This window comes from Actinoplanes rectilineatus (assembly GCF_000962825.1).
Lineage (GTDB): Bacteria > Actinomycetota > Actinomycetes > Mycobacteriales > Micromonosporaceae > Actinoplanes > Actinoplanes rectilineatus.
This window is the reverse complement of record NZ_JZKF01000006.1, coordinates 137,220-149,440: the sequence shown is the minus strand read 5'-3', so window position 1 is coordinate 149,440 and position 12,221 is coordinate 137,220. Positions and strand designations below refer to the sequence as shown.

Below are 12,221 nucleotides of genomic sequence, written 5' to 3'. Positions count from 1 at the left end.
TGGGGTTAGAGGTGGTCGAGCGCGGTGCAGGTGGTCAGGGACAGCAGCATCAGCAGGCCGAAGATCGCAGCCCGGGTTTTGGTGCCGAAGAAGACGTGGGCGGTGGCCCACGTCGCGGCGAGGCCGATCAGCTGGACGAGCCCGGCGGCGGCGCTGGCGAGTTGGCCGGCGATCCCGTGGCGGGTGTGGTCGCGGTCGGGCCACCAGGTGGCTGCGGCTTCGGCGATGGTGGGCGGGTGTTCGGCGGCGGCGCGGTGGGATCGGATGGACGTACGCAGCTCGGAGAAGGCCGTAGGGTCCTGATCCGTTTCCGGGGTCTCCGCGATGTGCGTGGGAGCCGGTACGACCCTCAGAGAGGGCCTGCCAGGCGCGTTTTCCCTGGTGGGACGCCCGGCAGGAGGCGTGTTGTCTTTGTGCGTGCATGCACGCACATCGGGCATGGGGTGGGGGCTGGTCATGGCCTGAGGTCCTTTCTGTGCGTGCTCGGCACGGCTTTTCGAGGGGTGGTCAGAGGTAGCCGAGGCTCGCGGCAAAACCGCCGGCGAACAGCAGGGCGAGGATCAGCAGGGCCAGGAACTTGGTCGCCTCGGCGGCGACTTTGCGGGTGGGCCGCGCCTGCCCGTCGATCACGTTCAGGCTCGTGTTTCGCCTGGTCACAACGGTTGCAGGCACCTTACGGACTACCTCACGGGACACGGTGGTCATCGCAGGTTCTCCGCGAGTTCCTGCCGGACGGCATCCGCAAGCTCGTACCGCAGCTCCTTGTACGTCCACTGGGTGGCGTCGTTGTCGACGGCTTCGAGGGCGGACCGGGCGGCGGTGGCGGGGTCTCCGTTGGTGGCGACGGTGGCGGTGAACGTCTTGGTGAGGCCGTTGACGGTGAGGGTCACCTCGGCGGTGGCGGTGGTGTCGATCGGTTCGGTCATGTCAGTTCTCCTTGGGGGTCTGGTGGTGGGTGTTGCGGTAAGCAGTCCGGCGCATCGCGCGGGCGGTAAGCCCCACGCCGACGGTCGACACCGCCCAGATCAAGACGGCGGCCGGGTGGGCGGTGAGGTCACCGGTGAACCCATCGCGCAAGACGACGAGCCCCGCACCGATAGCCCCCACCGCAAGCAACCGGTGAGCGGCCCGGAGACGGGTCACTGGTTCACCGCCACAACCCCACCGGACGGCTTACCGGAGGCGTTCTCACGGGCGGCGGTAAGCCACATCGGGATGAGCTTCTCGGCCCTACCGAACCCCACACCGAGAAGCTCCCGGACGGCGTTCTTCGACCACTCGAAACTCGGGTCGGACTGCTCGGTAAGCATCTTCTGAACAGCGTCTTCATCGGTCAGTGAGGCCCTACCGGTGGAGGCCGGCGAGGTCACCGGGGACGCCTTACCGCGACGGTCGTCGAGGCGCGGCACCCGAGCCTCGGCGCGGGCGATCGCCAGCTTCGAGGTGTACTCCGCCTGCGCCTTACGGAGAGCGTCAGCGTTCTCACCGGTAAGCCTGTCGACGGTGTCGGTAAGGGTCTTCTCCAACTCCCGGATCCGGTCGTCGCGGGCCTCAACGGTGAGGGCCATTTCGTGGCGCGCGGACTGGATGTCGGAGGTCGCCTGGGTCAACTGGTCGGTGAGGTCTTCGATGTCGGCGCGGGCCGTCTCAAGCTCACCGGTGAGGGTGTCCCGTTCCTCGGTGAGGGCGGTAACCCGGGCGGTCTGCGCGGCGGCGTTTCGTTCGGCGGCACCGACCGCGGCGCGGGTGGAGGTGAGTTCACCGGTGAGGGTTTCGGCGTGCAGGGCGATCGCCCACGACAGCTGCTTCTGCCCGGTGAGGGTTTCGGCGAGCTGCTTGACCCTGGCGGCCGGGTTGATGCGCAGCCACCAGCCGGGCTGGTCGACGTCGGCGGCCCACCGCATCCGCAGTTCGTGGTTGTAGCCGCGCCACGCCTGCCGCGGGTCGGTGATGTACCGGTCGATGGACCAGCGCCGGGCGAGGTAGGAGCGCAGCGGGAAGGAGCGAACGCGTTCGCCGGAGAACACGGCGCCGGTGGCGTCGATGACGCCTTCCTTGGCGAGTTGCAGGTTCTTGAGCCGACGGGAGTGCAGTCCCCACAGCCAGGGGCTGATCAGGGAGAGCAGGCCGAACGCGACGGATGCGGCGTTGAGGCCGAGGCGGTTACCGGTGCGGTCGGAGAAGTCGGCGAAGTGGGCGTAGTTGATGGCGGCGACGAGTCCGGCGATGCCGTAGGAGGCGCGGCGCAGGCGGGCGGCGGTGTGGCCGAGTTTGTTGATGAGCGCGTCGTGGGCGTGCCAGCCGACGTAGATCGAGATGGATTCGATGGCGAGGGCGATGACGACGGCGAGGAGGATTTTGCCGGGGACGGCCCAGGCGGTGGGGGCGACGGTCTCGTAGAAGAAGGCGACCTGTCCGTAGACGGCGGCGCCGTTGACGAGGAGCAGCGGGATGTACATGAGCTGCTTGCTGAAGTCGTTTTTGCCGGGGCGGCGGGTGAAGAAGTAGACGCCGAGTCCGGCGATGAGTGCGGAGAGCAGGGCGGCGGTGAGGGTGGTTGCGGGGCCGTCGGTGAACGCGTTCAGGGCGCGCTCGAACCAGCTGGTCTCCACGGTGGCCGGCACGGGCTGTGTGGTGGGGCCGGTGTCGGGTGCCTGGTAGGCGGTCACTGTCAGGGGCATGGGAATGAAGCTAGCACGACTCTTTGTCAATCGCTAGGCGATTGACGCCGCGTCTTATACGATCGGCCCTATGACCGACACCATCACTCCGCCCATCAGGGCGCTCACCCTCGCCGAGGAAGTCACCCTCACCCGGCTCCCCGCACCCCATATCCGCCGCGCAATCAGGGACGCCGCGAACGTCAGCCTTCGCCGCCTTGCCCGCGAGATTCGGGTCAGCCACGGATCAATCGCCTACTACGAACGTGGCGGGCAGCCCGGTACAGAGATCGCCATTCGCTACCGCGAGCAGCTCGAGCGGCTCGCTTCGGCCGTCGGGTTCAACATCCCCGTCGACACCCAGACATGACAACGGCCGAGGTGTTCGAGCACCCCGGCCGATTCGTCACGCCCACGTACGCGACTACGCAGGAGACTCCCTTGACGGTAACCGACACAGACCCACCTGGGGACACCCCCGCAGCAAAAGCTGAACGGGTTGCCGCCGCACTCCTCACCCAGGAGACCTTCAACCGCGACCAGGTCGCTTGGCTCACCCGCATCTTCATGGGCTGGGGCTACGACCTGGGCTACGAGGACGGCCAGCGTGACGAACACGCGCTGGCGAACATCGCCGCCATGTACACCTACACCGGGTCGTTCAGCGCCGAAGCAACCATGCGCGGGGTCAAAAAGCTCAACCGCCGGCAAGCCGCAGACGCCGCCTCACGCATCCCACGGATCGGCGCGTACACCGGCGGCCCGGTGCCCTGGGATGAGGATCCGCAAGATGACCTGTGGTGGGCGGCGTGATCCCGTACGGCGCCGACTACACCTGCAAACATGGTGAACCGCTCGGCGCCGAAGGTAAGGGTGCCGGCTGCGAATCGTGCACCCGCCCGGTGGAGACGTTCGGTGCGGTCAAGCTCGCCGAGTTACTGATCCCCCGCTTGCAGGGCCGTTTCCGGTGGTGCAGGGAGTTGGGATGGCTGCACCACAACGGCGCGAAGTGGGTGCCGGATGCGGAACCGGCGGTGCTGGCCGAGTTGGTGGCCACGATCAAGGACTACACGCGGGCATTGCTCGACGACAGCGCCAAGGGCCTCAGCCGTGAGCAGTGCGTCGAACTCACCGGTTTCTCCGGTGGCAGCCAACAGAACCAGGCGATGAAGATCGCCCGGGGTTCTCCGGGCGTCGCCACGCCAGTGTCTGCGTTCGACGCTCCGCCGCTCGACGGGGCGCCGTGGCTGTTGCCGACCGCCAACGGCTGGATGATCGAGCTGCATCCTGACGGTGCGACGTCGATCCGAGCCACCCGGCCAACGGACATGAACACCAAGACCGCTTGCGCGTACGACCCGGATGAGGAAGCCCCGAAGGTCGCCAAGGCGTTCAAGGACTACCAGCCGGACGAGGACGTACGCCGGTTCCAGCTTCAAATGTGGGCGCGCGGCTTGTCCGGCATGGGCATGGAGAAGTTCGTGGTGAACCGGGGCGCGGCGGGCGGGAACGGCAAGAGCACGATGGCGGGCCTGTTGACGGCGGTGGCCGGTGACTATGCGACGGAGCTGCCGGTGGAGGTGATTCTGAAGGGTACGAAGAACGCCCGGGAGGTGTACCGGTCGGAGCTGGCGGCGATGCGGGGTGCCCGGCTGGTGTTCTGTGACGAGCCGGAGGAGGGCGCGGCCTACAACCTGGGCATGCTCAAGAAGATCACCGGTGGTGGGCAGTTGCAGGGTCGGGCGATGGGCAAGGAAGCGGTGACGTTCTCCCCGAAGATCCTGTTCCAGATGGACACGAACAACCGGCCGTCATGGTCGGCGGACGGCGGTATGGAACGTCGGTATGTGGAGATCTCCTGGGATTACGAGATCGACCGTACCCAGCTGCGGGAGTCGTTCAAGGACGAGCTGAAGGCGGAGACGTCCGGGTTCCTGAACGCGATCATTCAGCACTGGACAGGCAAGGGCCCGTTGGAGGCGCCGGAGGCCATCCGGCGGCAGACGGCGGCGGGCATGTCCGAGGCATCTCCGGCGGCTCAGTTTGCTGGGGACGCGCTGGAGCGGGTCGACGGGGAGACTGTGTCGGCGGCTCTGATGTTCGAGTCGTACACGAAGTGGTGGGACGTGACCCGGCAGCGGGGTCGGCCGGTGACGCAGACGAAGTTGGGTTCTGAGCTGCAACGTCTCGGGTTTTTGAAGGAGAAGAGCGGGACGGTCCGGTACACGGATGTGTGCGTGAAGACCCGGTTCCTGCCGCTCTCGCCGTGATCTTGCCCTGGACAGTTGGACAGTTGAAAGCGTTTTTGACCCTAGCTTCTTACCTGTGCGATAGACCGACCTCCAAAACGCACTTCAACTGTCCAACTGTCCAGGGAGATCCACTGATCAAAAAATCCGCAAAGGTACCAAACGACGGCAGGAGTCCTCATGAACTACACGGTCATCTTCGATGAACTGCTCAACGATCCGCGTCTCGCCGCCTTCGCCGCCGAGGCCCGCAACGCCCTGCCGACCTGGTTCACCGACCAGCAGCAGGCCGCCGGCGACGAAATTCGCCGACTCGGCGAAGCCGCCTCAACCCTGCAAGGCGCACCGCTCACCCCACTGGCTCCCCAGGATCTCCCCGATTGGATCCGCCTCTCCCTGATCGACGCCCTGGTCTGGTGGCTCCTCGATACCGCCACCACCTGCCGCCACAGCCCCTCGCCGTACAGCCCGAAACCAGTGTTTGCGGTCGCCTGGAAACCGGGCCTGATCGTTTGCGCCGCCTGCACTGGGCTTCTGTACCCGCCGCGCAACTCCATCGCGAGCGCAACCTGCGACGGCTGCGGCCACGTCTGCGCCGGTCCGGCAACAGACGATGGGATCTACACCGCCTCGGTGATCCTCGGCCTACTGTGGTTCGACGTCGGACTCTGCACCGACTGCCGCCAGACATACCCGGGACACGGCCCCAGATGACAGCCGTCGAAGAACCCACCCTGTTCGACGTCCCCTACCCCCGGCTCGACCACCGCACCCTCAACACCCGCGGCGCCGTCACCCTGCCGCCCGGTGTGGTCGCCCTCGACATCGAGACCGCCAGCGAAGACCAGATGTGGCACCGGCAGCCCGGGTTCATCCGGCTCTGCGGCTACCAGACCGGCGACCGGATCACCATCACCGACGACCCGGCCCAACTTGCCGATGCCATCGGTCGGGCACGGCTGGTCATCGGCCACAACGTCCTCGCCTTCGACCTGGTCGCCATGGCCCTGCACCACAGCATCGACCTGCTCGGCATGGCCGCCGCAGGCCGAGTGTTCGACACCAAGTTGGCGGGGATCCTCAACGACCCGCCGGCGCCGGGCATGAAGCAGGCGCAGATCCTGCGCGAGTACAGCCTGGACAGCATGGGCGACCGCCTGCTCGGCGCCACCAAGACCGGCGACCTGAAGGCCCTCGCCCGCCAGCACGGCGGCTTCGACCGGATCCCCCTGGACGACGAACGGTACGTGCGCTACCTGGCCGGTGACGTCGACCTGACCGCACGGCTCGGACGACAACTGCGGACCGGGCCGTACCTTCGCCGGGAGCATCATGTTGCCGCGGTGGCCGCCCGGATCCGCATGAACGGGTTCCGGGTCGATGTGCCCGAACTCGAGCGGCGGGTGGCGGCGAACCGTGCCGTCCGCGCCGGGCATCTCGCGGACCTGTCCGCCCGGTACGGGCTTCCCGCAGCGCGCAAGGGCGGCGGGGTGTCGAAGTCACCGCACGCCACCGCGGAAGGCAAGGCGGCGATCGTGCGCGCCTTCGCCGATCTGGGGGTGCGGCTGCCGGTCACGGAGAACGGGCAGCCGTCGTTCGGTAAGGACGCTCTCGCCGAGGTGGCCGCCGTGTTCACGGGCCGTCCGGACGTGATGGCCCTGGTGGACCTGGTCGGGTCGCTGAACGGGGTCCGGACCGTTTACGAGACGGTGCAGCAGTATCTCGTCGGTGACCGGGTGCATCCGGAGATCGGCATGTTCCAGGCGTCGGGGCGCTGGTCGACGACGAAACCCGGGCTGACGGTGATGGGTAAACGCGGCGGGAAGTACGCCGAGCGGGAGGTGTTCCTGTCGGAGCCCGGCCATGTACTGATCTCCGCGGACCTGTCGCAGGTCGACGCCCGGGCGTTGGCGGCCCTGTCGCAGGACCCGGCGTATCTGGCGATGTTCGCGCCCGGCCTGGACCTGCACCGGGAGGTGGCCACCCGGGTCTGGGGTGACCCGGGCCGCCGTGATGAGGCGAAGGCTTTGGGGCACGGCTGGAACTACGGCATGTCGATCAACGGTTTGGTGCGTAACGCCGGGGTGTCGGAGCAGGTGGCCCGCAAGTTCGACGCGGGGATGCGTGCCCAGTTCCCCGGGCTGGTGGCGTGGCGGGACCGGGTCCGCGCGGACGGCAAGGCGGGGCGGGTGCTGGACAACGGGTTCGGCCGGCCGCTGCGGGTGGACCCGGACCGGGCGTGGACGCAGGCTCCGGCGCTGATGGGTCAGGGCTGCGCGCGGGACATCATGATGGAGGGCTTGCTGCGGCTGCCTGTTGAGGTGGTGCCGATGTTGCGGGCTGTCGTGCATGACGAGGTGATCCTGAGCGTTCCTGCTGGTATCGCGGGTGATGTGGAGCAGACCGTGTTGGCGGCGCTGAGTTTCCCGTGGGCGCCCGCAGGCGGTTCGTTGCCGGTGCAGATCGAGGCGGGCCTGGGTGAGCGGCGTGGCGTCAACTGGGGTCACGTGTATGCGAAGTGACCGGGTTTACGGCGGTTTCTCTGGTGGAGGTATTCCGACCGAGTTTGCAGAAGGAGTGATGATGGTCTTTCGTGATGCGTCCGTGATCCGACACACATTGAGTAGCGGCATCGATACGTTTCGTGACGTGGCGAGTTCAGCGGCGACCCCGGCAACGGCAACCACCCTGCCCGCCGCAGACTTACCGGGCGTGCCAGATCCATCACCGGAACCGGGTCTTCAACTGATCTCCCGGCCGTCCTACGTTGCGCCGATGACTACGAGCGTCAACTCCGTCATCACCGCCATAGAGCAACGCCGCCCCGACCAGACCGGCACCCGCCTGCGCCTGCTGCTGTTCTTCGCCCAAGGCCACTACCTGGCCGGCACCGGAAGCCCCCTGTTCGCCGAACCGATGTACGCCACCCCCGACGGCGTCCACGTCGACGACAGCCCGGACGAGACCCCCGAAGATCTCGACAACCGGCAACTCGGCTACATCGGCTACGCCCTGAGCCGTTACGCGGACCTGCGTGACGCCGACCTGCTGTCCCTCGTGCAGATCTCCACCGCCTGGCAGTTAGCCCGCAATGCCGCCGACGATTCCCGCATCGAATGGTCATGGCTCAACGACTGGTTCCGCCGGCCCGTCGAACGCCAGGCGAAACCGACCGAGGCTGAGGCGGCCGACTTCGCTGCACGGCGTAAGGCGCGCACGGGGGGCTAGCCCTATCCCCGAAGGAGCACCATGTCCGACTGGCCCGGCAAGTGGAAGCTGGAGAACTTCGAGGAGGCGCTGGGCGAATGGGCAGGCGGCCCGGTGCCTTCTCCGGAGGTTCTCGCCGAGGTCGAACAGTGGCACTACAGCCTTCAGGACAATCCCCGTGGCAGCGACTGTGAGCCGTTCGAGAACCAGGAAGGCATGTTCAGCGATCACTTCCCGATGCGGTGCAGGGTGTTCACGCTTCGACGCCACCCGCTGCTGGTCGAGGGCCGCCCGGTGGTCTGTTACTACGAGATCCAGGAGAATGAACACCGGATCGTGTTCTCGCACTTCGGCCTGCTGTGACACCCGCGGCTGATACCGCCCGCCGGGCGCTCGGGTCTACCCTCGAGCCATGGAACAGGACACCGGCACGCCGAAACTTAGCCTGGATGAGGTTCATGCCCGGATGGGGCTGATCGTCACCGAGGAAGGCAAGGCCCGTGCCCGTCAGCGCAGGCTCGCTGCCCGGGAACGTCACGATCCTGCGGCCCGGGCGGCGTTCCTCGAGCAGTTGCGGGCCCGCCCGGCGTGACCGGCGCCCGGACAGTCCAGCTGGTATTCGACTCGAGCGCGATCACGTCGTGGCTTCGCGGCTCGCTGGCGGTCGGCGAGACTCTCGCTGAGATCGACGACGAGCACGGGGCGGTCCTGATCCCGCTGTGGTGCCTGGTCGAGGCCGGGCACGCCACGGGCATGCTGGACCGGGACCGCCTGGACCTGCTGTTGGCGCACCCGGCGACCGCTTTGATCGTCGATGACGGCGGCGACTGGGATGCGCTGGTGGCGTTGCAGCAGTTGACGGGCCGCCCGGACTGCGCGTCGGCGGCGATGATGGCGATTCACATGGATGTGGACGTGATGACCTGCCACCCGGACCGGTACGCGGACGTCGACGGCGGCCGGCGCACTCTGGAAGTCATCGACGAATAGCCGATCGACGGCGCCAGTTGGACGAACGTCCCACGCCTCGATGTGTCGCTACCTGGTTGGGCCCGGTGCGGCCGGGCGTCTTGGATTTCAAGAATCACCTACTGGTGCGCAATGATGGATTCGTGCCTCAAGGACACAAAAAGCATCGCCTCTCCAATGTTGATCCAGAACTGCTTTTGGCGGATTGCGCAGAATGCGGACCTGGCACGAAGATTCGTCGACGCCCTGCATCAGATAGGGGCGGATGGCGCTGCCAGCCTGGGTCTGCTGAGCGGCGACCGCGGGTACGCAAGAGAGACAGAACTCTGGATCGGCTGAAGAAGTATGACCTTACTGTCGAACAGTTAAGAGCCCTGGTGGAGGCCCAAGGGAATCGTTGCGCAATTTGCCTACGCCCTCCCGTCGGGGAGAACCTCGATATTGATCATTGCCACAAGACCGGCAAGGTCCGCGCTTTATTGTGTCGTCACTGCAATACGGCCCTAGGATTGTTCGCAGAGAATCACGAACGACTCTTGAAGGCTGCCGAGTACCTGCGCAATCATGCCCCCTAGGAGACACTCTGCCCACTGCCGACCTTCGGATGGGTACCAGGGTGCGGGTAGCGGGCGCGGACACCGTCGGATCCTGGTCGACGAAGTAGCCACGACGCAAAAAGGCCCGCACCCCATCGCAGGGTGCGGGCCGTCTCGTGTTCAGCTGTCGAGATGTCCGCCAGCAGCCTCAGCCGCCTGCGGATCCGTTTTCACCGGTTCCCCCGACACGACAGCGTCCCGGACGGTACGGATGGCGTAGGTGACCAGTGAGGGCGCTTCCCGCTGCAATTGGTGGCCGCTGTTGTCGGCGATGATGAGCGGGCAGTTCCAGTCGCGGGCGAGCAGGCGTTGGCTGGTGAGCCACACGTCCTCGACGGCGGGGTGCGGCGGCTGGACGAGCCCGTCCCAGCGCCCGTGGGTGCGGACGACGACTGCCGCGGGCACGGTGGGGGTGGGCGCGGCGAGGATTTCGGCCTGCCCGGCGACCACATCGATCTCGGTGCCGCCGTCGATCTTCTTCTCGGCGCTGGGCATCAGGTGGAACTGCGGGATGGCCCCGTCGACGATGACCAGGCCGGCGACCCGGTCCGGCCAGGTGGCAGCGTAGGCGCGGGCGATGAGCGCGCCGAACGAATGCCCGACAAGGATCGCCGGTTCGCGGACGTCGTGCCAGCGCAGCAACCCGGCGAGCTCCCGGGCGAAGCCGCTGTGCGGGATCGGCGGGTTGGGTGCGGGCCGTGGCGGCGCACTGCCGGTGCCGGGCCGGTCGTAGGTGACCGTGCGCAAGCCGTCGAGGTGCGGGAGCAGCGGCGCCCAGATGTCGGCGCTGGAATCGAGCTGGGAGATGAGGACGATGGGCGGTCCGGATCCGTCGGTGATGTAGGCCGTCACCCGTTCGACACTAAGGTCGAGACCATGGGATCCGACAGCACCGACATCATCCAGGTCAGCACCGCCACCGGCACCGAACAGGGAGCGCTCGAGCTGGCCCGGCTGGCGGTGAAGTCACGCCTGGCTGCGGGCGCCCAGGTGGTAGGGCCGGTGAAGTCGGTGTTCTGGCATGCCGGCGAGTCCGGCGAAGGTGTGGAGTGGCAGCTAATCCTGCGGACCACCGCCGACCGGTACGACGAACTCGAGAAGCTACTGATCGAACATCACCCGTGGACCAACCCGGAGGTGCTGGGCCTGCGAGTGGCAGCCGGGTCAGGCGGCTACCTGGACTGGGTACGGCGCACAGTCCAGGACAGCGAGCATGAGGATTAGCCTCGGGCCTTCTCCAGTACCGCGGCGACCTCCGGCAGGTCCTTGTGGTCCTGCAACTTCATCAGCACGGGGGCGAGTTGCTGTCGTGGGCGCACCGACGCCACTCCTGCCGTCAGATCCAGGATCCGGTCCGCGGTTGCCGCACATTCCTCGATCTCGCCGGCGTCGAAGTATGAGGCGGCCAGCCACGTCGAGTAGAGGGCCTTGTCCCGGGCGTAGGTGTCATCGAACCCGGCGAGGACCGTTTTGAGGACTGGTACCGCGCGCAGGGGCCGTTTCAGTTCGGTCCAGCAACGCCCGGTCATGATCTGAAGTTCGGTGTCGTCGACCCACGCCGACCAGTCCGGGTTCGGCCGGTCGTTGCCCTGGGTGATGACCTCCCGCGCCCGGTCGAGGGCCGCGGCGGTCTCCTTGGCGTTCCCGGCAAGGGCGTGCGCCCACGCCCGGCGCTCGTTGAGCAGAGCCCCGGCCGACCCGACCGCAGTGTCCCCGGCCGCCTCACACGACGCGTCGGCGTTCTTCACCGCGGTCGGCAGGTCGGTGCCGAGCTGCTGGTAGGCGAGGAACGCGTATGCGTTGCCTTCGAGGAGTTTGTCACCGGCTTGGCGGGCGGCGTCCTGGCTCTCCTCATACAGCCGGCGGGCGACGTCCTGGTCCCCGGCGTCGAATGCCGCCCATCCTGCCTGCTGGGCTTGTTCGGCGAGCAGGGAGACGAGGTCGGTGCCGATGCTGTCGGTGTAGATGGCGTCGCGAATGATGCGCCGGGTTGCCTGGTATTCCCGTAGGTAGATGGGGAAGGTGTCGCCGCCGCCGAGGATGTTGTCGAGTTGCCGCAGGGTGGCGGTGCGCTGCCGAAGCAGGCCTAGCCGGGTGGTGTCGACCTTGCGGATGCTGCCGCCGAGGGGCAGGCCGATGGCCAGTCCGGCGCTGATCGCCGCCGTTTTGAAGATGTCTCGTCGCAGCATGGTTCCGTCTCCGTCCCTGGGGTTGTCCGGCGTTCCGCCTGCGGTTCTGGTTTCCCAGAGCCGCGGGGTCAGGCCCAGCATGTGCCCGGGGATGGCGAGGCCGTCAGCGATCGCGGCGATCTTCTCGTAGGAGGCGATCGTCCCGATGCCGCGGGCAAGGCTGCCGACCCGTTCGGGTTTGATCTGGCATGCGGCGGCGATCCGGGAGTAGCTGATGCCGCCCCACTGCCGGGCCAGGGCGAAGACCTGGCCGAAGTCGTGGCGGGCCAGAGCGTCACGCATGTCGCCACGTTTGAGGACGTGGCCGGGTATCGCGGCGCTGCTGTTCGTGCTGTTCACTGGCGATCCTCC

At 67.2% G+C, this 12,221-nt stretch carries 18 protein-coding genes; 11 read left to right on the top strand and 7 right to left on the bottom strand.

The features are described from left to right. Positions 1-5 precede the first annotated feature (5 nt). The 5 genes from WH85_RS06880 to WH85_RS46730 form a co-directional block, all read right to left on the bottom strand. A complete protein-coding gene (locus WH85_RS06880; RefSeq protein WP_157410840.1) occupies positions 6-458 on the bottom strand; it encodes a hypothetical protein in 453 nt (150 codons plus the stop codon). A gap of 49 nt (positions 459-507) precedes the next feature. Next, positions 508-657 carry a hypothetical protein gene (locus WH85_RS50120; RefSeq protein ID WP_157410839.1) on the bottom strand — a complete coding sequence of 50 codons (150 nt, stop codon included), beginning with the start codon at positions 655-657 and terminating at the stop codon, positions 508-510. Between the two features lie 44 nt (positions 658-701). Continuing rightward, on the bottom strand, positions 702-926 hold the full coding sequence (locus WH85_RS06875) for a hypothetical protein (RefSeq protein ID WP_045740839.1): 225 nt from the start codon (positions 924-926) through the stop codon (positions 702-704). A gap of 1 nt (position 927) precedes the next feature. Beyond that, positions 928-1,077, bottom strand: coding sequence for a hypothetical protein (locus WH85_RS06870; RefSeq protein ID WP_157410838.1), 150 nt, complete (start codon positions 1,075-1,077; stop codon positions 928-930). 62 nt (positions 1,078-1,139) lie between these two features. Then, on the bottom strand, positions 1,140-2,681 hold the full coding sequence (locus tag WH85_RS46730; RefSeq protein ID WP_052720206.1) for a coiled-coil domain-containing protein: 1,542 nt from the start codon (positions 2,679-2,681) through the stop codon (positions 1,140-1,142). Between the two features lie 70 nt (positions 2,682-2,751). Here WH85_RS46730 and WH85_RS06860 point away from each other — a divergent pair, with 70 nt between their 5' ends. The 10 genes from WH85_RS06860 to WH85_RS54085 all read left to right on the top strand — a co-directional run bounded on the left by WH85_RS06860 (position 2,752) and on the right by WH85_RS54085 (position 9,660). Beyond that, positions 2,752-3,030 carry a helix-turn-helix domain-containing protein gene (locus WH85_RS06860; protein ID WP_045740837.1) on the top strand — a complete coding sequence of 93 codons (279 nt, stop codon included), beginning with the start codon at positions 2,752-2,754 and terminating at the stop codon, positions 3,028-3,030. A 71-nt stretch (positions 3,031-3,101) separates the two neighbouring features. Next, complete coding sequence (locus WH85_RS06855; protein ID WP_157410837.1) at positions 3,102-3,473, top strand: hypothetical protein; 372 nt, start codon at positions 3,102-3,104, stop codon at positions 3,471-3,473. Beyond that, positions 3,470-4,930 (top strand): DNA primase family protein, encoded by a 1,461-nt coding sequence (locus WH85_RS06850; RefSeq protein ID WP_157410836.1) that lies wholly within the window; start codon positions 3,470-3,472, stop codon positions 4,928-4,930. The genes WH85_RS06855 and WH85_RS06850 overlap by 4 nt, the downstream gene beginning before the upstream one ends. A gap of 159 nt (positions 4,931-5,089) precedes the next feature. Beyond that, the gene (locus WH85_RS06845) at positions 5,090-5,623 is read left to right on the top strand and encodes a hypothetical protein (RefSeq protein ID WP_045740834.1); all 534 of its coding nucleotides are present in this window, start codon (positions 5,090-5,092) and stop codon (positions 5,621-5,623) included. Beyond that, positions 5,620-7,431 carry a DNA polymerase gene (locus tag WH85_RS06840; protein ID WP_052720205.1) on the top strand — a complete coding sequence of 604 codons (1,812 nt, stop codon included), beginning with the start codon at positions 5,620-5,622 and terminating at the stop codon, positions 7,429-7,431. The genes WH85_RS06845 and WH85_RS06840 overlap by 4 nt, the downstream gene beginning before the upstream one ends. Positions 7,432-7,684: 253 nt before the next feature. Then, positions 7,685-8,137, top strand: a complete 453-nt coding sequence (locus WH85_RS06835) for a Panacea domain-containing protein (protein ID WP_052720204.1) — start codon at positions 7,685-7,687, stop codon at positions 8,135-8,137. Positions 8,138-8,158: 21 nt separating this feature from the next. Further along, a complete protein-coding gene (locus WH85_RS06830; protein WP_045740832.1) occupies positions 8,159-8,479 on the top strand; it encodes a hypothetical protein in 321 nt (106 codons plus the stop codon). A 49-nt stretch (positions 8,480-8,528) separates the two neighbouring features. Next, positions 8,529-8,708: a hypothetical protein gene (locus WH85_RS06825; protein ID WP_045740831.1), complete on the top strand. Its 180-nt coding sequence runs from the start codon at positions 8,529-8,531 to the stop codon at positions 8,706-8,708. Beyond that, positions 8,705-9,106: a hypothetical protein gene (locus tag WH85_RS06820; RefSeq protein WP_045740830.1), complete on the top strand. Its 402-nt coding sequence runs from the start codon at positions 8,705-8,707 to the stop codon at positions 9,104-9,106. Before WH85_RS06825 ends, WH85_RS06820 begins: the two co-directional genes overlap by 4 nt. 65 nt (positions 9,107-9,171) lie before the next feature. Next, positions 9,172-9,660 carry an endonuclease VII domain-containing protein gene (locus WH85_RS54085; protein ID WP_425394616.1) on the top strand — a complete coding sequence of 163 codons (489 nt, stop codon included), beginning with the start codon at positions 9,172-9,174 and terminating at the stop codon, positions 9,658-9,660. A 141-nt stretch (positions 9,661-9,801) separates the two neighbouring features. On the opposite strand, the gene WH85_RS06810 is transcribed toward WH85_RS54085, so the two are convergent. Further along, complete coding sequence (locus WH85_RS06810; RefSeq protein ID WP_045740829.1) at positions 9,802-10,533, bottom strand: alpha/beta fold hydrolase; 732 nt, start codon at positions 10,531-10,533, stop codon at positions 9,802-9,804. Positions 10,534-10,557: 24 nt separating this feature from the next. Between WH85_RS06810 and cutA the strand changes: the two genes are divergently transcribed. Then, positions 10,558-10,905 (top strand): divalent-cation tolerance protein CutA, encoded by a 348-nt coding sequence (gene cutA / locus WH85_RS06805; protein ID WP_045740828.1) that lies wholly within the window; start codon positions 10,558-10,560, stop codon positions 10,903-10,905. Here cutA and WH85_RS06800 read toward each other — a convergent pair. Next, complete coding sequence (locus WH85_RS06800; RefSeq protein WP_211275299.1) at positions 10,902-12,209, bottom strand: NsdA family TPR-like regulatory protein; 1,308 nt, start codon at positions 12,207-12,209, stop codon at positions 10,902-10,904. The genes cutA and WH85_RS06800 overlap by 4 nt on opposite strands. Positions 12,210-12,221: the final 12 nt, after the last annotated feature.